The organism is Pontibacillus sp. HMF3514 (genome assembly GCF_009858175.1).
Lineage (GTDB): Bacteria > Bacillota > Bacilli > Bacillales > BH030062 > Pontibacillus.
The window spans coordinates 461,366-486,128 of the sequence record NZ_CP047393.1 but is presented as its reverse complement, the minus strand read 5'-3'; the positions used below and the strand labels follow the sequence as shown (position 1 = coordinate 486,128).

Annotated in this window: 22 protein-coding genes; 5 read left to right on the top strand and 17 right to left on the bottom strand. The window is 39.0% G+C overall.

The window, feature by feature from the left end; translation table 11 throughout:
- Positions 1-425 precede the first annotated feature (425 nt).
- A complete protein-coding gene (gene pruA / locus GS400_RS02575; RefSeq protein WP_160098748.1) occupies positions 426-1,976 on the bottom strand; it encodes an L-glutamate gamma-semialdehyde dehydrogenase in 1,551 nt (516 codons plus the stop codon).
- Positions 1,977-2,281: 305 nt separating this feature from the next.
- A complete protein-coding gene (locus GS400_RS02570) occupies positions 2,282-2,659 on the bottom strand; it encodes a helix-turn-helix domain-containing protein (RefSeq protein WP_160098746.1) in 378 nt (125 codons plus the stop codon).
- 178 nt (positions 2,660-2,837) lie between these two features.
- Here GS400_RS02570 and GS400_RS02565 point away from each other — a divergent pair, with 178 nt between their 5' ends.
- Positions 2,838-3,590: an SAM-dependent methyltransferase gene (locus GS400_RS02565; protein WP_160098744.1), complete on the top strand. Its 753-nt coding sequence runs from the start codon at positions 2,838-2,840 to the stop codon at positions 3,588-3,590.
- 88 nt (positions 3,591-3,678) lie between these two features.
- Here the strand turns inward: GS400_RS02565 and GS400_RS19995 are convergent, their stop codons facing one another.
- The 10 genes from GS400_RS19995 to GS400_RS02520 all read right to left on the bottom strand — a co-directional run bounded on the left by GS400_RS19995 (position 3,679) and on the right by GS400_RS02520 (position 14,496).
- Complete coding sequence (locus GS400_RS19995; RefSeq protein ID WP_201450130.1) at positions 3,679-3,849, bottom strand: hypothetical protein; 171 nt, start codon at positions 3,847-3,849, stop codon at positions 3,679-3,681.
- Positions 3,850-3,959: 110 nt separating this feature from the next.
- Entirely contained in the window at positions 3,960-4,439 is a 480-nt protein-coding gene (locus tag GS400_RS02560) for an immunoglobulin-like domain-containing protein (protein ID WP_160098742.1), read from the bottom strand.
- 126 nt (positions 4,440-4,565) lie between these two features.
- Complete coding sequence (locus GS400_RS02555; RefSeq protein WP_160098740.1) at positions 4,566-5,702, bottom strand: bifunctional cystathionine gamma-lyase/homocysteine desulfhydrase; 1,137 nt, start codon at positions 5,700-5,702, stop codon at positions 4,566-4,568.
- A gap of 4 nt (positions 5,703-5,706) precedes the next feature.
- Entirely contained in the window at positions 5,707-6,624 is a 918-nt protein-coding gene (locus tag GS400_RS02550; RefSeq protein ID WP_160098738.1) for a PLP-dependent cysteine synthase family protein, read from the bottom strand.
- 12 nt (positions 6,625-6,636) lie between these two features.
- Positions 6,637-7,107, bottom strand: a complete 471-nt coding sequence (locus tag GS400_RS02545; protein ID WP_160098736.1) for an S-ribosylhomocysteine lyase — start codon at positions 7,105-7,107, stop codon at positions 6,637-6,639.
- A 42-nt stretch (positions 7,108-7,149) separates the two neighbouring features.
- Positions 7,150-7,791 carry a class I SAM-dependent DNA methyltransferase gene (locus tag GS400_RS02540; RefSeq protein WP_160098734.1) on the bottom strand — a complete coding sequence of 214 codons (642 nt, stop codon included), beginning with the start codon at positions 7,789-7,791 and terminating at the stop codon, positions 7,150-7,152.
- Between the two features lie 479 nt (positions 7,792-8,270).
- Complete coding sequence (locus tag GS400_RS02535; protein WP_160098732.1) at positions 8,271-9,467, bottom strand: CamS family sex pheromone protein; 1,197 nt, start codon at positions 9,465-9,467, stop codon at positions 8,271-8,273.
- Between the two features lie 14 nt (positions 9,468-9,481).
- On the bottom strand, positions 9,482-11,485 hold the full coding sequence (ligA, locus tag GS400_RS02530) for an NAD-dependent DNA ligase LigA (protein ID WP_160098730.1): 2,004 nt from the start codon (positions 11,483-11,485) through the stop codon (positions 9,482-9,484).
- Between the two features lie 20 nt (positions 11,486-11,505).
- Positions 11,506-13,791: a DNA helicase PcrA gene (gene pcrA, locus GS400_RS02525; protein WP_160098728.1), complete on the bottom strand. Its 2,286-nt coding sequence runs from the start codon at positions 13,789-13,791 to the stop codon at positions 11,506-11,508.
- Positions 13,792-13,806: 15 nt separating this feature from the next.
- The gene (locus GS400_RS02520; RefSeq protein WP_160098726.1) at positions 13,807-14,496 is read right to left on the bottom strand and encodes a heptaprenylglyceryl phosphate synthase; all 690 of its coding nucleotides are present in this window, start codon (positions 14,494-14,496) and stop codon (positions 13,807-13,809) included.
- Positions 14,497-14,628: 132 nt separating this feature from the next.
- Between GS400_RS02520 and GS400_RS02515 the strand changes: the two genes are divergently transcribed.
- The 4 genes from GS400_RS02515 (at position 14,629) to GS400_RS02500 (ending at position 19,541) form a co-directional block, all read left to right on the top strand.
- Positions 14,629-15,042 carry a hypothetical protein gene (locus GS400_RS02515; RefSeq protein WP_160098724.1) on the top strand — a complete coding sequence of 138 codons (414 nt, stop codon included), beginning with the start codon at positions 14,629-14,631 and terminating at the stop codon, positions 15,040-15,042.
- 356 nt (positions 15,043-15,398) lie between these two features.
- The gene (locus GS400_RS02510) at positions 15,399-16,781 is read left to right on the top strand and encodes a glycine--tRNA ligase (RefSeq protein WP_160098722.1); all 1,383 of its coding nucleotides are present in this window, start codon (positions 15,399-15,401) and stop codon (positions 16,779-16,781) included.
- 560 nt (positions 16,782-17,341) lie between these two features.
- Entirely contained in the window at positions 17,342-17,599 is a 258-nt protein-coding gene (locus tag GS400_RS02505; RefSeq protein WP_160104494.1) for a hypothetical protein, read from the top strand.
- Positions 17,592-19,541, top strand: a complete 1,950-nt coding sequence (locus GS400_RS02500) for an insertion element protein (RefSeq protein ID WP_160098720.1) — start codon at positions 17,592-17,594, stop codon at positions 19,539-19,541. The genes GS400_RS02505 and GS400_RS02500 overlap by 8 nt, the downstream gene beginning before the upstream one ends.
- A 135-nt stretch (positions 19,542-19,676) precedes the next feature.
- On the opposite strand, the gene GS400_RS02495 is transcribed toward GS400_RS02500, so the two are convergent.
- The 5 genes from GS400_RS02495 to GS400_RS02475 form a co-directional block, all read right to left on the bottom strand.
- Complete coding sequence (locus GS400_RS02495) at positions 19,677-20,396, bottom strand: hypothetical protein (RefSeq protein WP_160098718.1); 720 nt, start codon at positions 20,394-20,396, stop codon at positions 19,677-19,679.
- Between the two features lie 176 nt (positions 20,397-20,572).
- Complete coding sequence (locus tag GS400_RS02490) at positions 20,573-21,037, bottom strand: NUDIX hydrolase (protein WP_160098716.1); 465 nt, start codon at positions 21,035-21,037, stop codon at positions 20,573-20,575.
- Positions 21,038-21,363: 326 nt separating this feature from the next.
- Positions 21,364-21,660 (bottom strand): YerC/YecD family TrpR-related protein, encoded by a 297-nt coding sequence (locus tag GS400_RS02485; RefSeq protein WP_027446608.1) that lies wholly within the window; start codon positions 21,658-21,660, stop codon positions 21,364-21,366.
- A 17-nt stretch (positions 21,661-21,677) separates the two neighbouring features.
- Entirely contained in the window at positions 21,678-22,856 is a 1,179-nt protein-coding gene (locus tag GS400_RS02480) for a DUF3048 domain-containing protein (protein ID WP_236561100.1), read from the bottom strand.
- Between the two features lie 52 nt (positions 22,857-22,908).
- Positions 22,909-24,630 (bottom strand): adenine deaminase C-terminal domain-containing protein, encoded by a 1,722-nt coding sequence (locus tag GS400_RS02475; protein WP_160098714.1) that lies wholly within the window; start codon positions 24,628-24,630, stop codon positions 22,909-22,911.
- Positions 24,631-24,763 lie beyond the last annotated feature (133 nt).

The following is a 24,763-nucleotide window of genomic DNA, read 5'->3' as shown; positions in this document are numbered from 1 at the left end:
TAAGATCCTCCTTTTTTCCACTTTATTTGAATAGATTATACATCGCCATACAATTTTCCTTCAATTCAGAAAATAATATTATAGTTATTATAGACGATGCACTTAGGAAATACAAAAAACACTATAACACATTAACATTATTCGAACATTCAAAAAATTAAAACAAACGCAAGTTAACGAATAAATATACATAACATGCATTATATATGCCTGATATGAACAAATTCGCCTATAATTATAGAGCAAAACGAATAAAATTAAATCATAGTTTTTTTAGATTTCATTGTTTTTCCAGTAGATAGTAAGATCTTAATAAAATTATTACCAAAACGTTTGCTTTCAACTTAAATCAAATTAAGAGAGATTCGTTACCTAGACAAACTAATCCCTTCTCTTCACACTATGAAGAGAAGGGGATTTTATGATTAAAGCATTTCAGATGTTGTTTTACCTTGCATATGATGTAGAAGGTATCCAGGTCCACCAGCCTTGGAGTCTGTACCCGACATATTGAAACCACCAAATGGATGATAGCCTACAATTGCCGCTGTACATCCACGGTTGAAGTATAGGTTACCTACCATGAAGTCCTCACGAGCTTGCTCGATATGAAGACGGTTATTTGAAATAACAGCCCCCGTTAAACCATATTCTGTGTTATTTGCAATCTCGATTAACTCATCAAAATCTTTTCCTTTGGTAAATCCTAAAACTGGTCCGAAGATCTCTTCCTGCATCACAACTGCTTTTGGATCTAGGTCAGCAATAATAGTCGGTTGTATGAAGAATCCTTTAGAGTTATCTCCCTCACCACCAGTCATAAGCTTTCCTTCTTTACGACCTGTTTCAATATAGCCCATGATTTTGTCATAAGCACCTTGATCGATAACAGGGCCCATGAATGTTTTTCCATCGTGTGGATCATTTACGGTAACACGTTCTTCTGTCAGCTCAACAACACGTTTTAATAAACTATCATACACATCCTCATGAGCTACTACACGTGAACATGCAGAACATTTCTGTCCACTGAAACCAAATGCGGAATGAACAATCGATTCTGCAGCTAATTCTAGATCTGCCTCATTATCGACAATAATGGTATCTTTCCCACCCATTTCAGCAATAACACGCTTCAACCACTTCTGGCCTGGTTGAACTTTTGCGGCACGCTCATAAATTCGAGTCCCAACTTCACGTGATCCCGTGAAGGAAATAAGGCGAGTACGTGGGTGATCCACTAAGTAATCCCCTACTTCAGCACCTGGTCCAGGTAAGTAGTTTATGACACCAGCTGGTAATCCAGCTTCCTCTAATACTTCCATCATCTTATAAGCAATGATTGGAGTCAGGCTTGCAGGTTTTAAAATAACAGTGTTTCCAGAAACCATTGGTGCCACTGCTGTTCCGCACATAATAGCAAAAAGGAAATTCCAAGGTGAGAATACTACACTCACACCTAATGGAATGTAATCGAATTGGTTGTTTTCAATAGGTCGGCTATTCGCTTGTGCCCCATCTTTTATTTCAAGCATCTGTCGGCCGTAGTATTCCATGAAGTCGATCGCTTCTGCAGTATCAGCATCAGCCTCTTTCCACGGTTTACCGCCTTCTTTTACAAGATGTGCTGTAAATTCATGTTTACGACGACGTACAATAGCTGCAGCTCGGAATAAAATATCTGCTCGCATTTCCGGTTTTGATTTACGCCACCATTGGAATGTGTCGTCCGCAACCTTCATAGCTTGCTCAGCTAATTCTTTGTTCGCTTTTGAAACATATCCTATTACTTCTTCCTTGTTGGCAGGATTAAAGGATGTGATTTTGTCATCCGTGTAGATTCTCTCTCCCCCAATAACGAGAGGATATTCTTTTCCAAAATCCGCCTCAACTTTCTTTAATGCTTCCTCCATTGCTTGACGATTCTCTGGTAGAGAAAAGTCAGTGAATGGTTCATGTGTGTATGGTACTACCATGTGTAACAGCCTCCTTAGAATAATTATTCCAATATACTGCTTCCATGTTGCTATAAGTATTAGTGAAGCGCTTTCAAAACTTCACTTCTTGTATCCCGCTTCAGTGACGAAGCTTTATGTGTAAAAACAGCAGTACATCTTTTAAAATAGACGTTTTACAACTTTTTACACGTCCATTTAAATTTTAGCACAACTTTATGTGTATGCGTGTGAGAAGGTTTTAGAAGAGAAGAATCTATTGGGATATGATACTTTTAACCTTCCATTACACCAAGTTACCTTAATAGTTCTTTATTTATATCTGCTTATCCACCTATTTTTTCGTAGACCGCTTGTTGAATCCACTTATCTAAGTTTGTTTTATTAAAATAGAACTTTCCATTAATTTGAACATACGGGATATAATCATATGTAGGATAGGAGGTACGCTTCATTCGTATTAACCTTTGCGAAACAATAATCTCATCAAGCTCTTTGGATGTAAGGCTTAAATAAGTAGCAGCTTCCTCAAGTGTCCACAACCCCTTTTCCATACTTACAATGGAAGCTTTTGATGAATCTTCTTCATGCTCAAGAGCTTCAGCCATGTTATCTACTTTTGCTACACCGTGCAACTGAAACCCTAAATAAAAGATTGATATACTTAATAATAAAATTGTTCCACTAATAAAGTGTTTAGCCATATTCCAGCCGCCTTTTCTATTATCTAATTCAGGTTGATTTGTTTACTTGTTAAATGTAACATATATTTTGAATTATCTGTAAGTTTTGTTAAGGAGGATTCTTATGGGGGTTTTGAATTACTAATATATGAAGTTACTCAACAGGCTAGCTTAATAATAACCTAAAGGAGTGCTTCTAATGGAATGGGCCAATCAGTTTTACAGTAAAATGTTTAGTTGGGCTGAATCCGAAACAACTGGAATCTTTAATGATTTAAGAGAAGATTTGGTAGATAAGCTTGAAGTATATGTCGACCAACCTATTGAACATATTTTAGAATTAGGGGCTGGAAGTGGACAATTTGCCGTTGCCGCAGCTAAAAGAGGATACAAAGTGACAGTTATCGAACTTGTTCCTAAAGCAATTAACCTCATGAAAAAACTTGCTTCTGAACATGGAGTAGAGAATAACCTTCATATTATAGAGGGGAACTTTTATAAGGTGGATGTACAAGGTCCGTTTGATGTGGTTTGTTATTGGGATGGATTTGGGATCGGATCAGATGAAGACCAACAGAGATTATTAAATCGTGTCTCCCAATGGCTTAAATCAGATGGTATGGCTTTAATCGACATCTATACACCTTGGTATTGGGCAAAAGTTGCGGGCGAGGAAATGAAGTTAGGCCATATCGCCAGACGATATAACTTTGACCCAGTGGGATGTAAAATGGTTGATACTTGGTGGCATAAGAATGAGCCTGAAAGTAAAGTAACTCAATACCTCCGATGTTATTCACCTGCTGATTTAAACTTGTTATTGAAAGAATCCGATTTACATTTAGATAAAATCCAAGTGGGTGGAGAGATGGATTATGAATCACGAGAGTTTATTCCAGAAACCATTTTAGAACGCGCTATGTCTTATTTAGCCAAATTGGTTAAACCGTAAAGAAAAAGAAGGGGATGGCCCCTTCTTTTTTCATGCTTATTTTATTATACTATGTATTGTTTTGCAGGTCATAAATAGCTTCCTAGTCTCATTGATCTTTTTCATCCGTTTTCTTTTTGGCAATCCAAAACGCCAAAATAATTAGAGGAATTGCAATAATCCATGGAATATTTATATGACTTTGTGTAATGATAGCTAAGAAAAATAAAAGCGCAAAAGCTACAATAATGTATAAACAACCTCTCCCAAACGTCTCCACCTAAATCCCTCCTATCAAAAAAATCATTATAGATCATTCTATAATAATAGTTATATTTTGGGAATCTCGTACAAATGTAAGTTGATTTAACTTCTGTTCAATAAATCTTACTATTCAACCTTAAATACGGCAGCTAAAGTAAATTTTTTACGGGAATCTTCAATATCGAAATCTTTTACAAAGCGATAAACTCCCTTTTCAAAATTAAGACCATATTCCCTCATACTCACTGTTTGATTGTAAGTATTATAGTTGAAATTCAAAGTTAGACCGATGCTATTAAACCCATAGTCACCTCGAAAAGGAACCTTGTACCACTCTCCATCTTTATATCGTTCAACAATAAAGGGTGTTCCAAAGGTAACAATCCCTTTACCTTGATGTTTCATTTCAAATGTAATCTCATCTAAGAAGGGGCTATAAAAATCCTTTGAAGAATTCATGGAGAGTTGAAAATCTTCCCCTTTGTATGTATTGGAGATATTCTTATATTTTGATGGAATCATTTTTGCTTCATCCTCTGATGACGTACATCCCCAGAACAACAATAAAGTCAGTATTCCTAATAAAAGCATAGAGTATTTCTTCACTACCTCTCCCTCCCTTTTGTAAGATTAGACGATAGATAGCGAGCATTTGTTTCAGGTGCCTGCCTCCACCGCTTTAACGCATTACTACAGTGGGGGTCAGGCACAAAAAAAGGCTAGCTTTAATAGCTAACCTCTTAATGCTTGCACAAAATCTTCTTTTAAGTCTTCAATATCTTCAAGTCCTATTGACACGCGGACAAGTCCATCCGTGATGCCCAGTTCTGCTCGACGTTCTTTTGGAATCGATGCGTGAGTCATTTTAGCAGGTACAGAAATTAAGCTTTCTACCGCTCCAAGACTTTCAGCTAATGTAAAGTAGCGTAAGTTTCGGAGGAGCTTATCAGCATTTTCTGAGCTTCCTACATCAAAGGAAATCATACCGCCTCCACCACGAGCTTGTTTTGTGTGCACATCGTGACTACCATGCGATTCAAGGCCTGGATAATAGATATTGGATACTTCAGGATGCTCTTGCAAGAAGGATACGAACTCTCTTGTGTTGGATTCGATCTCTTCCATACGGATCCCTAGTGTTTTAATACCGCGCATTAATAACCAAGAATCCTGTGGTCCAAGTACTGCTCCTGAAGAATTGAGCACAAAGTGAAGCTCTTCTGCTAGTTGCTGAGAATTTACGACAACTAAACCGGCAACAACGTCACTATGGCCACCAAGATATTTTGTAGCGCTGTGGAGGACGATATCTGCACCTTGATCGATTGGGTTTTGCCAATAAGGAGTACTGAATGTGTTGTCTACGATAAAGGTAAGATCATGTTCCTTTGCTAGTTCAGAAACAGCCTGCAGATCTGTGATTTTTAACAGTGGATTTGTCGGCGTTTCCACATAAACCGCTTTTGTATTCGATTGAATCGAACTTTTTACATTTTGAACATTTGATGTGTCTACAAAAGAGACCTCTATGTTAAAACGATTCAAGACTTTGGAAAGTAAGCGATACGTTCCACCGTACACATCATCTGTGAAAATAATGTGGTCACCGCTCTTGAACATCATTAGAACAGAATTAATAGCGGCCATCCCGGAAGCAAAAGCGAACCCTGCATGACCACCCTCGATATCTTTTATTAGTTCCTCAAGCGCAAAACGAGTTGGATTCCCGGTACGAGAATATTCATAACCTTTGTGCTGACCTACACCATTTTGTTTATACGTACTTACTTGATAGATGGGTACAGAAACAGCACCTGTTTGCTCATCCCCGGTAATTCCACCGTGTATTAGTTTCGTCTTACGTCTCATATCATCACTCCTCATAGATTCCTGTGCTTAAATACCTTTCGCTGCTATCTGGAAAGACGGTTACGATATTGGTTCCTGGCTTGGCACGTTGAGCTTCCTTCATGGCTGCTACAAAAGCAGAACCAGATGAGCTCGCTACGAGTAAGCCTTCTTTTTGTGTTAGTTCTTTTACAGCTCGAAAGGCATCATCATCTGAAATGGTGTGAATGGCATCAAAGTGATCAGGATCCATATAACTCGGCAAAAATTCCATCCCGATTCCTTCTGTTCGGTGTGGCCCAGATTCACCACCATTTAATATGGAGCCTTCAGGTTCGACTATAACCGTCTTTATTGAATCATTTTGTTCCTTAAGATAGCGGGCGGTTCCGGCAAATGTGCCACCTGTACCGCCACCCGCTACAAAAATATCTATCTTCCCCTCAAGTGCTTCATATATTTCTGGTCCAAGCGTTTCATAATAGGCTAAAGGGTTTGCATTATTATTAAATTGCTGTGGACAGTACGCATTTGGTGTGTTCTCCGTCATTTGCTTCGCTTTATCTATTGCGCCCTTCATTCCCTGTTCAGTTGGGGTGTTCACAACCTCAGCCCCTAAAGCACGCATTAATGTTTGTTTTTCAACACTAAATTTTTTAGGTGTAACAAAGATGATTTTAAATCCTCTTCCAATCGAAGCAAGTGCTAGACCAATCCCTGTATTCCCTGCTGTTGGTTCAACGATTGTTCCCCCCGGCTTTAACTCCCCGGTTTCTAACGCATGGTCAATCAGTTTTTGTCCCAGTCGATCTTTGATACTACCTCCAGGGTTAAAGTACTCAAGTTTAGCAAAAATACGAACCCCCTCAGGGATGTCGACATTGGTCAACTCAATGAGAGGGGTTTTGCCAATTAACTCTTGAACGCTTTTTACATAATTCATCGGACAAGCTCCTTACTTTTCATCTGCAAAAACTTGTGTCCATTCGTCACGCTTATCAAGCATATCTTGAGCTAGCGCTTGTGCTCCTTCTAAACTATGGCTTGCTGCAAAACCGCATTGAACTTCATTACAAGCTGGTACTTCTGTAGCTTGAAGCACATCTTTTAGTGCATTTTCGATAACAATTAAGATATTTTCATAGCTATCATCATTAAGAAGAGCAATATAAAATCCTGTCTGACATCCCATCGGCCCAATATCCAAAATGTGATCGTGATGGTTTCGACTGAACTCTGCCATCATGTGCTCTAGAGAGTGAAGAGATGGCATATCCATGTGCTCTTTATTCGGTTGCTTAATTCGGAAATCGTACTTATAAATTTTATCTCCACTTGGTCCTTCTGTAATTCCAACTAGTCTTACATAAGGTGCAGCAACTTTCGTGTGATCAAGGTTGAAACTTTCCACATTCATTTTTGGCATTCTCTAACCTCTCCCTTTTCGTTTTATTGGTTTACTCTATATCTATTTTCGTTTTGCCGTCATTACCCACACGTATTTGTTTTTTTGTTCAAACTTCACTTCAAAACCATGTTTTTCGCAAATGGATTGAAGTGTGCTGATTTCGGAGTAGTACTCTTGTGTTAAATCATCAGCAAGGTTGTGGTGATAAGATGCAATCGCTGTTTCGATCATTTTTCGTTTTGCTTTCTGATCTTCAAAGGACGTATCAGCAAAAACAATTACACCACCCTTTGGCAAAAGATCACGATATTGTTTTATCGCTTCGTCCTTCTCTTCATCTGTTAAATGATGAAAAGCGTAAGAACTAACAATGGACTGAATTGGTGTATTGGGCGATTTGAAATGAATGAAATCTCCGTCCTGAATCTTAGCTTCAGGTACCTTCAACTGCCCGATTTTCAGCATTTCCATAGACGGTTCAACACCGAATACATTGTAGCCTTTATTAATTAGTTTGCGTGTTAGATTTCCAGTCCCAACACCAAACTCGATGACATTTGGACCTACTGTATGTTCAACAACAGAATCTAATATATGGTCATAATTTTCGAATACTTCACGATATTCTATATCTTCACCTGAGACGGTTTTATCGTAAGATTTAGCCCAGCCATCAAATAGGTCAACAAATTCCCTACCCATGTCTCCACCTCATTTGATTTATTTTGATAATCCCTATCAGTTTACTATGCTTTAGTTTATTATGATGAGTATAGCACACTCTTAGATGAACCGTAAATGGGCAAGGGCCTAAATTGAGGGGGTTGGGATAATTTGGTTTACGTAGCAAGTTTCTTCAGATATGAGTGAGGGGGTTAATTTTATGAGCGAAGTGAGCCTGATATGAGCGGTACCTCTTTTTTTATAATCGATCTGCTAGTGTTATGAGCCGAGTCGCTATTTTATGAGCGAGATGAACAAATATGAGCAAGCAACACTTTCAGGCGATCTTCATGTGATTGCAGGCGATTCCAATTCATTTTCGGGCGATAGTTCCTTAATTACGAGCGGTCGACAGTCAAATTCAGGCGATCCTTCCTCATTTGCAGGCGATCGCCCCCCCAACAGCATCTAACATACAAAAACCCCCTCTCCGCTTAATAGCGAAAAGGGGGTTCTGGTTATTGCCCGTAAATGTGAACAGTAGGCTTTTCATCGCCTGGCTCTCGGAAAATCAAACTTTCCTGTCCATTGTGGGATTCGATATTCACTTCTAATGCAAAGTAAGTCGGGAATTTCTCAACGATAAGAGAGTACACATATTGAGAAATTCCGATCACTTCTGTTTTTCCTTTAAACTCGATTGGGATATCAATCGTGAGTTTGGTGAGTTCATCGTCCTTATAAAATCCTTTTCCTACAACACCAATGTAATTTGGAAAGTATTCGGCAATTTTAGCCTGAAAGTCTGCAATCAATTCAGAATCGTCACGATGCTCTTCTTTTGCTTCATCCGAAGGGAAAAGCACATAGTCTTCCTGAATTGACTGCCATTCTTTAATCGTCATATCGCTACCTTTTACAGTTGTCTTCGTCATGAAATTACCGGGAACCATAGAGCCGCGCTCCTCTTGGCGATACAATGCAATCATAACAGGGACATCCGTTAACGCTTCTATTTTTCGAATGCGTTCAAGAACGGTTTGTGCCAACTGTTTTCCTTGTTTTAATGATTCTTCACGGCTAATTTGTTCATAATAGTAAGCACCGTATTTAACTGGCTGAAAGCGATACGTAGAACGTAAAGCTAACCCTATCGAAATGCCTTCTACTTCAACTGTTCCATCTTCATTCTTTTGAAGGAAGTTCTGCTCTAGAATGTGGGAGAGATAGCGAGGGCGATCCCGATAATCTTCCTCTGTTGCGCCATCCTTAAGGGAAGGATTTAATCCTCTTTGTAATTCTTCTTCAGATAACTCTTGGCTAGCACCTTCTAACAACTTGTTCACTTGCTGTTGTGTCAACTTACGCTCCAACCAATCATAGAGCATATCTTCTGTCAGATACTGACCTTCCTGAAAAAAGTAATCTTCAGGATCAAAAACATCTTTGGAATGACGTCTTAAGCCGATTTCCATTTCTTCAATATCAAGGCGATTTGCGACTTGGTTCATGAGTACACCCCTGGCTTTACCGGGTTTGTATCTTTCTAATGGGCGGTAATAATCCTCTGATATGCTGTACTTCGCCACAATCGCCTTTTCTCGTTTATCATTTTTTTGATTTTCCTGTATGACTTCCTCTTGTTCGTCATAATCGGGAGCACATCCTGTTACCAACAGGAATAAGCTTAACAAAATAAATGCGACCCGCTTCATGGTCCCCACTCTCCCTATTCTTTTAACGCTTCAATAAATCGCTCTTCATCCCAAATATCTACACCTAATTGTTCCGCTTTATCATACTTGGAGCCTGCATCTTCTCCGGCTAAAAGAATATCTGTGTTTTTGCTGACGCTTCCGGTTACTTTTCCACCGAGCGTTTCCACTATTTCTTTTGCTTCGCCACGTGAATATTGCTCCATTTTCCCCGTGATTACAACGGTTTTCCCCATAAATGGTGAATCTTCAGGTTGATCGGATTTCTTTCTTCCTAAATACTCCATATTCAGTCCAAGCTCTTTTAACTCTGCGATCAATTCTGTTACTTGAGGCTTTTCAAAATAGCGAACGACTGAGTCTGCCATTTTTTCCCCGATTTCATTTACTGCAATTAAATCATCAAAGCTGGCATTCAACAATCCATCTATTGTTTCAAATTCTTCGGCTAACGTTTGAGCAGCCTTGGAACCAACAAAACGAATTCCGAGTCCAAATAAAAGACGTTCTAGAGAATTCTCTCTGGATTCGTTTATCGCTGAGAGTAAATTGTCAGCTGATTTCTGACCCATACGCTCTAACTTCAACAGTTCCTCTTTATCTAATTTATAAAGATCAGCAATGTTGTGAACGAGGTTCTCACGGAAAAGTTGTGCGATCACTTTTTCACCTAAGCCATCAATATTCATAGCATTACGTGAGACAAAATGGATCAGACCTTCACGTAATTGAGCTGGACAGTTTGGGTTAAGACAACGAAGGGCAACCTCTTCTTCTAAATGCTCAAGCTCACTGCCACACTCTGGGCATTGATCAGGCATGTGATATTCCTCTTCATCACCTGTACGCTCTTCTGTTACAACACGAACGACCTCTGGAATGATGTCTCCTGCCTTTTTAATAACGACCGTATCCCCAATTCGAATATCCTTCTCTCGGATAAGGTCTTCATTATGTAAAGAAGCTCGTTGTACTGTAGTTCCTGCAACTTTCACTGGGTTCAGAAGTGCTGTCGGCGTAACAGCTCCAGTACGACCAACGCTTAGTTCAATGTCATAAAGCTTTGTGATAGCTTCTTCCGCAGGGAATTTCCAAGCAATAGCCCAACGTGGATTTTTAGCTGTAAACCCTAGTTCCTCTTGTTGGTCTAGATTGTCGACTTTAATAACAATTCCATCGATTTCATAGCTCAACCCTGGACGGTCTTCAGTCCATTTATTTACATAGTCGATCACTTCATCGATGTCATTACACTTTTTCCACTCTGGATTGGTTTTGAACCCTAATTTTTGTAAATATTCTAAGCGCTCGCTATGAGATTCCAGTTCTCCTGCATCCCACTGGCCTACACCATACAAAAAGATATCGAGATTACGGCTAGCAGCAATTTTCGGGTCGAGCTGACGTAACGATCCAGCTGCTGCGTTACGCGGGTTGGCAAAAGGCTCTTCTTCACGTTCTTCACGCGCTTCATTTAATGATAGGAACGAACGCTGAGGCATAAATGCTTCTCCGCGCACTTCAATTGTTTCATCTTCTTTAATGCGAAGAGGAATACTTTTAATAGTTTTTAGATTTTGCGTAATATCTTCACCTGTTGCACCGTCGCCACGAGTAGCTCCTTGTACAAATAAGCCATCTTCATAACGTAAAGAGATAGCGAGACCATCAATTTTAAGTTCACAAACATAATTGACGTCTCCATCCACACCTTCACGAACACGTCGGTCAAAATCACGGAGCTCTTCTTCATTAAACGCATTTCCAAGACTCAGCATTGGGATGGCATGTTGAACTTTTTGGAAGGAATCAAGCGGCTTTCCACCAACACGCTGAGAAGGAGAATCCGGTGTTAACAGTTCCGGATTCTCTTCCTCTAGCTTAATGAGCTCCTGCATTTTTTGATCATATTCATAGTCTGACACAGAAGGTTGGTCCAGCGTGTGATATTCATAATTATATTGATCGAGTTCTTCTCGTAATGCTTCAATTTGTTGTTTTGCTTGATCTTTACTCATCTATTCACTCACCTCAAGGTTTACCCTTTTGTAATCGGGGCAAATTTCGCTAGGACACGTTTGATTCCGGTTGGCGCTGGAAAAGCGATGTCTAATTCCATCGAGTCTCCGGATCCTTGTACTTTCACAACGGTACCTTCTCCCCATTTTTTATGGGATACTTTATCACCAGTTGCCCAAGAGACACTCTCTCCTCCAGTAGAAGGTTTCTTGTTCATCGTAGCTTTACGTTTAGGTTGCTGCTTTGCTTTTGGTGCCTGGTTCATGCCACCGTTCAGACCGCCACCAGACATAGAGTTAAATTCTTTGGGAGCTGGGTCGCTGAAACCTCCTCCACCAAACGGAGAAGAGCCAGCCGATTCATCTCTTCCTTCAATCAGATCCGCTGGAATTTCATCAATAAAACGACTGATTGGGTTCATATTCGTCTTACCAAATAGCGTGCGCATTTTCGCATGTGTTAAAAACAGTTGTTTTTCAGCGCGCGTAATTCCTACGTAAGCGAGACGGCGTTCCTCCTCCATCTCTTCTTCATCCATGATTGAACGACTATGAGGGAAGACGTTTTCCTCCATACCGATTAGGAATACGATTGGGAACTCAAGTCCTTTTGCAGAGTGAAGCGTCATGAGTGTTACTTTGTTATCAGCAAATGGATCATCATCTACTTTATCAATATCTGCAATAAGGGCTAAGTCTGTTAAAAATGCAATTAAACTCTTGTCCTCATTATTCTTCTCAAAGTCCTGTGCAACAGACAAGAATTCGTTAATGTTTTCAAGACGGCTTTGAGCTTCAAGAGACTTTTCATTTTTCAACATCTCTTCATAACCCGTTTTCTTCAAAACATCTTCTACTAGATCTGTAGCTGAAAGGAAGTCCTGTTGTTGGTGCCAGTTCTTAACCATGGAACCGAACTCTTTTAAAGCATTCGTCGCCTTTTTGCTTAGACCCACGAATTCAACTTCTCCCACTGCTTCGTACATCGACAAATCATTTTGTGCTGCGTACATTTGCAAGTTTTCTAAAGATGTTTTTCCTACTCCTCTCTTCGGTTCATTGACAATACGAGAGAATGAAATATCATCGTTCGGATTCGAAATAAGACGAAGGTAAGCCAGAATGTCCTTAATCTCCTTACGATCGTAGAACTTCGTGCCTCCGATGATTTGATAAGGTACGTTTGCTTTTACAAACGTTTCCTCAATCGTACGAGACTGCGCATTCGTACGATATAAAATCGCTACATCTTTGTATTTATAATCGCCTGAGCGAACATATTCTTCTGTTTTATTCACCACGTAAAGCGCTTCATCACGCTCAGTTGGTGCCTGGTAGTATTGAATGTTTTCGCCATCATCATTATCGGTCCAAAGATTCTTCGGCTTACGACCGGAGTTTTGTTGTATAACCTCGTTCGCTGCATTCAGGATGCTTTTCGTTGAACGATAGTTTTGCTCAAGCATAATCACTTTCGCATTAGGGTAGTCACTTTCAAAGGATAAGATATTCGCAATATCCGCTCCACGCCAACGATAGATTGACTGGTCGGAGTCCCCTACAACACATAGATTTTGAAAACGATCTGCTAAAAGCTTTACAAGTTGATACTGTGCGTGGTTTGTATCCTGGTACTCATCAACGTGAATGTATTGAAAGCGACGTTGATAGTATTCCAGAACCTCTGGAACACGGTCGAATAACGTAAGCGTCTGCATGATGAGATCATCAAAGTCGAGTGATTGGTTTTTACGAAGTGTTTTTTGATACTTCTCATAAACTTTACCCGTTTGCTGATCATAGTAGCTTCCGACGGTTTTGTTATAGTCCTCAGCTGTTTTAAGTTCGTTTTTCGCACTACTGATCGCACCTAGCATTGCACGTGGATCAAACTTTTTCGGATCAAGATTTAAGTCTTTTAGGACCTGCTTAATGACGGAAAGCTGGTCGGTTGTATCAAGAATAGAGAAGTTACGATCGATGCCTATACGATCAATGTCTCGGCGTAATATACGTACGCACATAGAGTGGAATGTCGAAATCCACATTTCATTTGCGTCTGATCCAACAATATCTGCAACACGTTCTTTCATCTCACGGGCTGCTTTATTCGTAAAGGTAATAGCCAGTACATTACGTGGAGACACGTCTTTTTCGCCAAGAAGATAAGCAATACGGTGTGTAAGTACGCGTGTCTTACCACTACCTGCACCTGCCATAATTAACAAAGGACCTTCCGTTTTCTTCACGGCTTCCTGCTGTTCTTTATTCAAACCACTAAGTAAATCATTCTGTAACGGGTTCAAGGGAAACACCTTCCTTTAATCTCGTTCTTTTATCGCTTTAACCGTTTTGAGTGCTGCTTTTTTGTTTTCATATATAATGTTGCCGACCACGATAACATCAGCATGTTCTTTCATTTCAAGAGCTTGCTCTTTGGATGTGATACCTCCGCCATAAAACAGGAGTGTATCGTCTAGCTTGTCCTTTACCTTTTTGACGAGTTCAGGATCACCATAGGTTCCGCTATATTCCATATAAAAAATCGGTAATCGGAACATTTTTTCAGCCATTTGTGCGTAGGCTATGGTATCTTCCTGGTCTGGCATTTTGCTGTTGGTCACCTGATAGGCTTTTGCTTCAGGATTTAAGATGCAATAACCTTCAACAAAAATTTCGTCCCAGTCCATAATATCTCCATATTCTTTCACGGCCTGATGGTGAAGATCCATCGTCCACTTTTTCTCTGAACTATTAAGTACGGTTGGAACAAAATAATAATCGTAGCCTGGTGTGATCGATTCAAGGTTGGACACCTCTAAAATCACCGGTACTGTGTATCGACGAATACTTGCTAAGAGGGAGAGAACTTGATCGAGCGTAACGTTGTCCGTTCCTCCTACAATAATCGCATCTGTTCCAGACTCACAAATCTCTTCTAAATCTTTATCTGATATCTCTTTATTGGGATCAAGCTTAAACACATGCTCCCATTGCTTCATGTCATACATGGGTGTAGCCTCCGTTTTACATTTTCCATCTGTTTATTATATCAAAAATTCATGTCGCAATCGAAAGGTCAGAAGGGGGAATTTGTAGAATTAACAAAAGTGGGTTGATATTTTTTCCAGAAAGAGAGGTCGATGAACGTGAAACACGCTTTGTTCTACCTTGGCTGGACGATTGGAATTGGGGTATTACTGTTCCAAGGAGGGTTACTCCTTTATCGCATGAAGTATAATAGTATGATGACATATGAACACCTCCCCTATTTGATTGCTTTCACTCTTTTCCCCATTATTTTAGGGATTTCCCTTCGAATCCCTAGCATTTGGTTACGAAGAAACAATACAAAATGGGGATTCGATTGGGTGAAGTTTGTTTTCGTAGGAGTACCTGCTGCTTATGTAACATTCAGTATGATATGGGCTCTTACCCCATTAAATCAATACCCACCTCTAATACATAGCGGCTTTTTGAACCAAGACATCCCAACGCTAGCCGGAGTCGTACTCGGTTACATCCTATTAGACAGCCTTCGCGTTCCGAAAGAATAGTTAGGCTTGGTCTAGACTTGTGCTAGCGCGGGAGCTGTGCTACTATAGATTCACCAAAATCAATATTTACATATGATGACGGAGAAATAGTACTTGATCCCACTTCAACAAAAGCGATCCAGGGATGGTGGAAGCCTGGAGAATGGATGAAGGAAACGGCACTCCCGAATATGCACGTATAAAGTGGATGCTATCCTTACTTACATAGCATCAATCAGGGTGGAACCGCGGGTATAACTCTCGTCCCTGGGCAACACGACGCCCAGCGATGAGAGTTTTTTTAATGGTTTCGTGTTGCATGCGTATCTTTTCGCTAATTTTATTTATAATACCTATCTAATAAGGAGGACATGCATATGTCAGTAAACATGGAACAGTTAGTATCTCACTCCAAGCATCGCGGTTTTATTTTTCAGGGGTCTGAAATCTACGGCGGACTTGCGAACACATGGGATTACGGTCCATTAGGCGTTGAGCTTAAGAACAACTTAAAGCGCGCTTGGTGGCAAAAATTCATCCAGGAGAACCCGATGAACGTTGGTCTGGATGCTGCGATCTTAATGAACCCGAAAACTTGGGAAGCTTCCGGTCACTTAGGTAACTTCAACGACCCAATGATCGACTGTAAAGAGTGTAAATCCCGTCACCGTGCGGATAAGCTTATCGAAAATAAGCTTGAAGCAGAAGGGAATGAAATGGTTGTAGATGGCCTTCCATTTGATGAAATGGAAAAGCTAATCGAAAAGCATGACATTGTATGCCCAACTTGTGGCGAGCAAAACTTCACTGGAATTCGTCAGTTCAACCTGATGTTCCAAACGCAACAAGGTGTTACAGAAGGGGCTACAGATGATATCTACCTTCGTCCTGAAACTGCACAAGGTATTTTCGTAAACTTCAAAAACGTTCAGCGTTCTATGCGTAAAAAGCTTCCGTTTGGTATTGGCCAAATCGGTAAAAGCTTCCGTAACGAAATCACACCTGGTAACTTTATTTTCCGTACTCGCGAATTCGAACAGATGGAAATGGAATTCTTCTGTAAGCCTGGTGAAGAGCTAGAATGGTATAAGTATTGGAAAGACTTCTGCCACAATTGGCTAACATCTCTAGGAATTGCGGACGAAAACCTACGTCTTCGTGAGCATGATGCAGATGAGCTATCCCACTACTCCAATGCAACTACTGACATTGAGTATAAGTTCCCCATGGGATGGGGCGAGCTTTGGGGCATTGCGTCTCGTACAGACTATGACCTAGGTAAGCACGCTGAGCATTCTGGCGAAGACTTCAAGTACATTGACCAGGAAACAAACGAACGTTACATTCCTTATGTAATTGAACCTGCTCTAGGCGCGGACCGCTTAGCACTAAGCTTCATTGCTGACGCATATGAGGAAGAAGAGCTTGAAGATGGATCTTCTCGTACCGTTATGAAGTTCCACCCAGCTGTTGCACCATACAAAGCAGCGATCTTCCCTCTTTCTAAGAAAATTGGAGATCAAGCTAAAGAGATCTTCGCTGACCTAAGCAAGCATTTCATGGTTGACTATGATGATGCAGGATCTATCGGTAAACGTTACCGTCGCCACGACGAGATCGGTACACCATTCTGTATCACATACGACTTCGACTCTCAAGAAGACGGCCAGGTAACTGTACGTGACCGCGACACTATGGAGCAAAAACGCATGCCAATCAGTGAGCTGCGTAGCTTCTTAGAAGGTAAAATGGATTATTAATTATTGGGAAAGCTTTCGACCTGTGGAACTCAGGTCGAAAGCTTTTTTTTGCTCTTGGAAGGGTAAGATCCTGTTAACTGCATGCTTTCCTGCTTCGCGAAGCTCCACCTCTTTCGTGCGGAGCTCTCCTACTTCCGTGAAATCAAAGTAGGTTTATTAAGTGTTATTGTAGCCTTTCTCGTAATCATTTGTTTAAGGATTTTCCGCATCAATCCTGTAAGAATTACTTAAAAGAGAAAAACGCTCTGGGAATCATGACTAACGGGTTCGGTTGAGAGGGAGAAAACGTAAAATAACATTGTTTTTGGAGGTGCAATTAGCATGCTAATTGCACCTCCATTTTTTATCGATATATCAAGGTTTTTTGAAAAAATTTTGTACTTTAACATGCCAATTAGCACCCTATTTAGTATACTGATTCGCAAGCGTACAAAAATTATTGTACTACTGCTAAAAGGTATGTTATTTAGCATGTTAATTTTGGTGTTAAATTCAGTGTTAAAACCCATGTTAATTGGTTATGCTGATTAAAAATAGGATATAAAGGAGTGTCTTTTATAATGGAATTTATTGAACCTAGAAATATTAATGCTGATAAAGTGGATTGGCTTATTTCAGAACGTGTTAGAGCTCTCGTCTCTTACTACGCAGAATACACAGAATACACGGAAAGCGATGTAGTTGATAAACTATTGCTAAATATACTAGATGACAAAAAGTTTATAGAGTGGATAAAAGACAAAAGAAACAACAAGCGGATTATCAAGCAGGTAAACATCGAACATTTAATTGAGGAAAAGGAAGAGGAAGTTGGCTAAACTCAAAAAAATACTTTCAAAGGACGATGTTATATTAGAAGTCACTAACCCTGTTTCTGAAGAAGAGTTAAAAAATAGACAAAAGGATTATGATGTCTTACCTCCAAGGAAATTTGGAACAAAGTATAGGGATTTGTTGTTTAAACCAATTGAATTCACCCTTTTAAAAAAGAGTTATTCTTTTCAATTCAATCTTTGTACAAATCCATACTGTAAGTGGCAAGGACTACAACAAGAGAAATTTGATACAAAGGGAAAGCCAAGTCGATATAGATTAGATTCATCAAGTGATGAAAGAAAACAGATCAAATGTAATCCTGATCCAGTGAATCCAAATAGAGGTGCCGCACTTGGTTGCAAGTCTGCCGCGTTATCTAATTGGTCTATTGCTGAAGAAATACATAGGTTAATTCGCATAAATAGCGTTAAGGTTGATGAACCTATTTACAACTTTCATAAGGAAGGATGTCCTAAACACGAGCAAACTCCCTTTAAATCACCGTCACTATTTTACAGACAAGGGAAAAGTAGCAGCACGGGCGCTCAGCAATGGCAATGCAAGACATGTAAGAAAAAGACAACACTCAGACCAGATGGTAAAAAATCAGTTGTGTATAATCAGAAGCGCAGTGAAATTAACCTATTATTTACTAAATTATTGCTAAACAGAGAACCAATAACTAGAGCTTGTGAAGTGTTAGGAATTGCAGATGGAACATATTATGACAAATTAGAGTTTGTATACCTTAGATGCCTTGAATTTTTAGAAAGAAACGAAATCAAACCGATGCAATCAAAAGAGTTTAAAGAGATATGGATCAACACAGATAAAATGACATACCACTTAAACAATGTACGCAAGAAAGGCATGGGAGGAAGCAAATATAGCGAACTCGAGGAATCTGTTTTCCCTACTAATGTAGTAATTAGTGCTGATGCAATTTCTAGATATGTATTTAGAAGCGATGTAAATTATGATTGGGAAGCTTCTCTTGATGATATTGAGAAAGATACTATTCAATTTAAGGATGACCATTTAGGTGTATACGCCAGAAAGAATGCAAGGCACACCAAATTCTCTTTTTATCCGCAACCACCTTCAGCGAATGATACACAGTCAAAAGCAGAGTATAACAATGATCTATCTAAAGTGGAGAAAAGAGCCAAATATACAGATGGCTTACAGGTTAACTCAACTTACACAAGTATTGCTCACTATTGGTTAATTAAAGAGATGGTAAATGCATCGGAATGGCGTTTTATAACGGATGAAGACAGCTCTCTTATCACAGCTATTTTCCGAGTGTTTGCGAGAGAAATACGTTTGAGCGATGGACACCACTTCCTGTGTCAAACAGACAAAACTAAGTCAAGGAAACAAGCGCGACAGGAGTTTTTAGAAGCACAAAATGAACTTTTAGAATGGGCTAATTTCAATGATATTAAGACAAAAAAACTAAGAGACTTAGCCAAGCTTAAACTAGAAAAACTATTTGAAACCCACCATTTTCATAAAGAAGTTAAAACTTCTACTGGTACTCATTTAGAATACGATGATAACCCGATAGAACATCCTTTGGCTACGATAGATAGGGGGTATCGTTCTGTGGATTGTACAACCAACTTATCGTCTCTCGAACCAAAGGATATTGCTGAATTAATGCTAAATGTGAACGACAACGCATCAAATGCCTTTATACAGCAAATTAGAAGAAGACTGTCGATACTTGAGAGGCCCTTAACAACTGCTCGAGGAGATCAAAAGAGTTACATCTATGCGAACTTTAATCCAAAGTACGCACAAATGGCCATAACGATATTGAGGACGTACTATAATTTTTGTTTACCTTACAAGACAGGTAAAGTAAATAAGACCCCCGCCCAACGATTAGGTATTGTTGATAAGATATTTGAACTGAAAGATATTATTTATTTAAGGTGATCGGACTAAAGACGGAAAAAAGGAGCTTGGAAATCCAAGCTCCTTTTAGTTCTATTATTATTTTTCTTCAACTATGCCACCCTTTTTTTGGAACTAGGACCTTGAGAATTACAAAAAACTCTGATTATCGGTGGTTTATCTAAAAATGTTCTCCTCAATCCATTCAATATAATTAAAATTATTGAATTCATTTAAATTGGTAGTCTCGCTTTCTTTTAGTGGCTTATAAGATAAGAATTCACCTGAGATCTTTTCGTATGCTTCCTTAAAATCAACCACTCCTGGTTTTATATTTCTATTATCAGCCTGTGACCATTGGTAATATTTAATTTGATTTTCTTCATCTTCAAAAATTTGAACCCAACCAATCCTTAAAGATAAGTTATCTAAATATTGTTTTTTAGTTTGTCGATTTATTTTCTCCAATTTTAGATCAAATTGAAAAGAACATTTTCCCTTTTGTGCTTCCTCACATGTCATTGGAATAATATTTGTTAAAGGTTTATGTTCAAAACTATCTACGCCTTCATTTCCTGTTGGTTTATAAGGGTATAGGCCTTCTAATCGTAAAAATACAATAGAGTCGATAAACTTTAGTTCTGTTGGATAAACCGTTTCTGACTGGAAATCAGCATTGAAGGTAAGCTTGTCATCTTTCCACTTAAATGAATTTAATGTCCATAGTGCCTTCGCTTCTTCATCGTATCTAACATTTGTTCCATCAATAATTCCATCGAATTGCACTTGAACATCTTTATCTTTCACTTCAAAGTCTTTAGGTTTAACTTGATTATGTGCACATCCAGAAATAATAAAAATGATTGATATTAAAAACAATAAAGAAATCTTACGCAAAAGAACCCCACCTTTATAAAACTCTTTATTAGTTTAGACGGAAAAAGTTTATAAAGGTTTCAATCTCCGTTAACTAAATATTTTAAATACTACCGTATTTCTTAATCCACATTACTACATACTGTACTTACACAAGGAAAGGCAATACCTTTGTTAAAGCACCACCACCCGTTAAATTAACTTATTATCGGTAAGGTTCGTTTTTCTGCCCAATGAAGAATAAACTGTTTTTGACGAGGATTTAAGTTTTCAGGTAAGTCTTCTCTTCGAAAGAACCGATGTTCTTTACTTTCTATACCTTTTTGTTTTAAATCACCATTATATTCCTTTGCCTTAAAAATAACCTGAACACTATAGACCTTATCTTTGTTTGGATATTCAACAAAACAACTTTCTCCTGAATAAACCCCAAATAATTCTAATTCATTGACTTCTAATTCTGTTTCCTCAAAGGTTTCCCTTTTAGCTGTTTCTTCAAATGATTCTCCTAATTCCATTACTCCACCAGGAATACACCAATTATCTTCATCAGTTCGATGTTGCAATAATATACATTCATCCTTTTCAATTATTACTCCACATCCAACTGTAAAAAGCGTTTCGTGACCAATAAGCTTTCTCATATCTTTAATATAGTTCATTTAAAATAATACTCCTATCAATTCAATTTTGTTAGATTCATCTCTAAAGATCAAACTGTTATTGCCTCTTAAGCATTACTCCTTTGTTAGTTTAAGATCAAACCTCACTTTTTTACATCATTATATCACTAAAAAGTAAGACTTTACCAAAAAAACAAGGAAAAAGCAGACCTTAATATTTGGTCTGCTAATCTCCTTGATGATTAACTTGTTAATTCACATGTTGATCAAATTATTAGAAAGGGTTTTATTTTTGTTGATATTTTCAATTTTCTCCCTCTCAACCGAACCCGTTAAATCATGACCCCAGAGCGTTTTGATAAAAACTATTCTTCTTTATGAATACGATCAAGCGCCATCGTATAAGCATCGTTTCCGTAGTTAAGACAACGTTTAACACGGGAGATTGTTGCTGTTGATGCACCTGTGTCATTTTCAATTTTATGATACGTATGGCCTTCACGTAACATGCGTGCAACTTCTAAGCGCTGCGCTAAAGACTGGACTTCATTCATGGTTGCCAGATCATCGAAAAATTCATAGCATTCTTCTACACTTTCTAGAGCAAGAATGGCTTGAAATAGTTGATCCAATTCTTTTCCTCTTAATTTATCAATTTGCATGTTGGACACTCCTTTAATTATTGCGGACTCGTGAATGTTACAGACTGTTGGATACCAGGACTTTCTGGTATGATGTTTACCCATGTCTTTCCTGGTACAAAACCGAGCTTCTTCCCATCCTTAAATGGGATAATACGCCCGTCTACGTTCTTCCAAGAGACTTGTTGCACTTTCCCTTTTTGAATCAGATAACCGTTTCCACCTGATTCTGTATCAATGGCACGGCGTAATTTACTATCAATCACCTGATGGCCCGTTTCTACGATAAATACGTTATCCACCGTGGTTGGTTCTTTTGAATTTAGATCGGCTGTTTTGGAGCCATCGTTGAAACGTGTATATTTTTGTGTATCTTGATTATATTCGAATTTAACGGTTTCACGAGGTGAGTCCGAATATGTAATATTGATCGTTGTAGCCTCATTCCCACTGATATTCTTGATTTGTTCATCGTTCAAGAATGGAAGGGGTTTGTGCTCTTTCTTAACCTCATACCCTTTTTGTTGCGCAACATCGTACACATTACGAATCATTAAGTAAGAGTTGTGAGGCGCATAACGAAAGCTTTCGCGCTTAAATAAATGACGGTCATTATCATAATACATCCCATTGATATGATCAATATAGCCTGCTTTTAACTTATTTTCAATGTACTGTGCTGCTCCGTGGTAGAGATATAGAGCATTATACCCTTTAGCAATTCTGAAATAATACTCTCTAGCACTTCGAACAGGTCCTACAAGCGGAGGCTTTTCACTATGATAAAAAGCTAAAAACCTTGTGATTGGGCCTTCTGCTAATACTTCATACACCATGTCTGCCTGATTCAGACCTGTTTGAGGGCGTGCTTTTGAATGGTTGTTAACCATAACAGATATGATACGATGATTAACAGGTTCATCTGTCCCTTTACCTGTTAATGGATAGGTATAGGCAAACTCAGGCTCTTTCTTTTCTTCCTCTTCCTTTTTTTCTTCATCTTCTTTATCTACAACTTCTACAGGATCTTCTTTTTCTTCATTTTGTTCCTGTTTTTCTTCATTTTCTTTTTGACTCGTTTCGTCCTTTTCTTGCGTTGATTTTTCACTACATGCAGCCAGAACCAGTATGGTCGCTATTGCCAATAATAGCATCCATCGTTTTTGCATTCTTGTCACACCTTTTTGTAAGACTTTCTCTATGTAGAACTTGTCCAAAGAGGCCCCTTCCTCCTTGAACAACATTTTCACACTTTAATTCTCTTCTATTTTAACGCATTATCGCAGGAAAAAGTACCTCTTTCTTTTTTACATCAATAATTCCTTTAGGTGTTATGCGAATAAAAGGTAAATGAGTTGAAGATAAGAACAAGAGCGTGTACACCGGATCATGATATGGGTACCCATGCTCTTCTAAAAGCTTCTTCAATCCCTTTTCCTGTTTAATTAACGTTTCCATAGGCACATCAGACATCATGCCTGCAATATGCAATGGGATTTCGTAGACGACTTCTCCTTCATGGACAGCTACTATGCCTCCACCAATTTCTTTCATCCTTTTGAAAGCATGTTTCATATCTTCTTTATCTTTACCGATTAACACCAAGTCACCGGTATTGGAATAAGAGCTAATCAGGCCTCCAAGTGACGTTGTAAAGCCTTTAATCATAGAATTTACTTTCCACTTTCCTTCTCGATCCAACAACGTAAGATATGCCTCATCTTGTGCTGGTGGGGTTTGGACAGTATATGGCTTTAGTATGACTTCATTTTGCATATGTAAGCCAACTGGTATAGAAAACTGAAGATCATGATCGGTCATATCCCAATCTAATTGCAACTTGCCCATTCCATACTCTGCCCAAGGGAAAGAGTCTTTCCACTTTTGAACATCTCCGTAACCTTTCACCCACTTTCCTCTTGCCATAACAGAAACAGGTGTGGGTTGGTCCTTCGCTTCGAGAAAATTGATATGAGCAACACGACCTGGACCAATTGAGCCGATTCGATGCTCCATCCCAAAATATTTAGCTGCATTATAAGAAGCCATACTATATGCTTCATGCGCAGGAATTTCGTTCTCTAATGCAATTTCTATACATCGATCCATAATTCCTTGTTCATAAAAGGAAGGAGTTGATCCATCAGTGGTCAACATGATGCGATCATATGTATCAATGCCAAGGTCGTTCATTTCTTTTAAAATCTTCGGTAGATCGGGACGAATTGATGAATAGCGAAGTGCAGCTGTATATCCTAGACGGAGTCGCTCAAACACTTCTTCACCTGTCATGGCTTCATGATCACCATCCGTACCAAGAAGCTTCATTTTTGTTAAAGTGCGTTCTGATGCTCCTGGGAAGTGTCCCTCTACAGGTTTGCGTGCTCTTTTGGTCTCTTGCATCCAATGGAGTACGCGATCATCATCCTTTAATACATTTGGCCAGCATGTCAGTTCTCCACCTTGTAAAACAGCGTCATGTTGAAGCCAATCTAACACATCTTGATCTCGTAAAAACTCTTCGTCATTTTGTAATGAGGATTGTGAGTCAAACCTGCTCCACCAGTATAACGAAACGGGTAAATCATTCAATCCCTCCATTAAAGAAAACGCTTTCTTTTTCTTTAATAAAAAAAGCAACACAAGGTTGTCATTAATTAATGTGGTTGTCCCAGATTGGGATGCATATTGTGCCAATCGATGGGGATTATATAACTGAAACGGATGCGCGTGTGGCTCAATGTAACCTGGAACGAGGTACTGATTGGAGCAATCAACGTATTCTGTCTCGTCACTCTGAGATGGCAATTGATCTCCTACATACACAATGCGATCTTCATAGATCCATATATGAGCCTTCATCCAACGTTTCATGTATACATTTAAATACGTAGCATTCTGCAGCACAATCGAGGGAGCAATGGAACCATCCATAACAGCTACATGCTCTCGAAGTTGTTTGTTGCGCCAGCGGTAACGGTGTTCATTCATCGGTCTTCCTCCATTGTTTGATTCGTCTTTTGGGAGTGTGCTAGGCGAAATAGACCTAGTATTTTCCATACATTAATTTTATTTAATGGTAACATAATTTTGAATTTAACGCATTAATGTTTTGAAGGGAATG

Excerpts from the sequence above, each read along its gene's own strand:
- GS400_RS02550 (WP_160098738.1), bottom strand. The coding sequence starts at position 6,624 with ATGAATTATGTAAAAAGCGTTCAAGAGTTAATTGGCAAAACCCCTCTC.
- GS400_RS02540 (WP_160098734.1), bottom strand. The coding sequence starts at position 7,791 with ATGGGTAGGGAATTTGTTGACCTATTTGATGGCTGGGCTAAATCTTAC.
- GS400_RS02570 (WP_160098746.1), bottom strand. The coding sequence starts at position 2,659 with ATGGCTAAACACTTTATTAGTGGAACAATTTTATTATTAAGTATATCA.
- GS400_RS02485 (WP_027446608.1), bottom strand. The coding sequence starts at position 21,660 with ATGCAAATTGATAAATTAAGAGGAAAAGAATTGGATCAACTATTTCAA.
- GS400_RS02475 (WP_160098714.1), bottom strand. The coding sequence starts at position 24,630 with ATGAATGAACACCGTTACCGCTGGCGCAACAAACAACTTCGAGAGCAT.
- GS400_RS02510 (WP_160098722.1), top strand. The coding sequence starts at position 15,399 with ATGTCAGTAAACATGGAACAGTTAGTATCTCACTCCAAGCATCGCGGT.
- GS400_RS02545 (WP_160098736.1), bottom strand. The coding sequence starts at position 7,107 with ATGCCAAAAATGAATGTGGAAAGTTTCAACCTTGATCACACGAAAGTT.
- GS400_RS02565 (WP_160098744.1), top strand. The coding sequence starts at position 2,838 with ATGGAATGGGCCAATCAGTTTTACAGTAAAATGTTTAGTTGGGCTGAA.
- pruA (WP_160098748.1), bottom strand. The coding sequence starts at position 1,976 with ATGGTAGTACCATACACACATGAACCATTCACTGACTTTTCTCTACCA.
- ligA (WP_160098730.1), bottom strand. The coding sequence starts at position 11,485 with ATGAGTAAAGATCAAGCAAAACAACAAATTGAAGCATTACGAGAAGAA.
- GS400_RS02555 (WP_160098740.1), bottom strand. The coding sequence starts at position 5,702 with ATGAGACGTAAGACGAAACTAATACACGGTGGAATTACCGGGGATGAG.
- GS400_RS02535 (WP_160098732.1), bottom strand. The coding sequence starts at position 9,467 with ATGAAGCGGGTCGCATTTATTTTGTTAAGCTTATTCCTGTTGGTAACA.
- GS400_RS02520 (WP_160098726.1), bottom strand. The coding sequence starts at position 14,496 with ATGTATGACATGAAGCAATGGGAGCATGTGTTTAAGCTTGATCCCAAT.
- GS400_RS02515 (WP_160098724.1), top strand. The coding sequence starts at position 14,629 with ATGAACGTGAAACACGCTTTGTTCTACCTTGGCTGGACGATTGGAATT.
- GS400_RS02490 (WP_160098716.1), bottom strand. The coding sequence starts at position 21,037 with ATGAACTATATTAAAGATATGAGAAAGCTTATTGGTCACGAAACGCTT.
- GS400_RS02505 (WP_160104494.1), top strand. The coding sequence starts at position 17,342 with ATGGAATTTATTGAACCTAGAAATATTAATGCTGATAAAGTGGATTGG.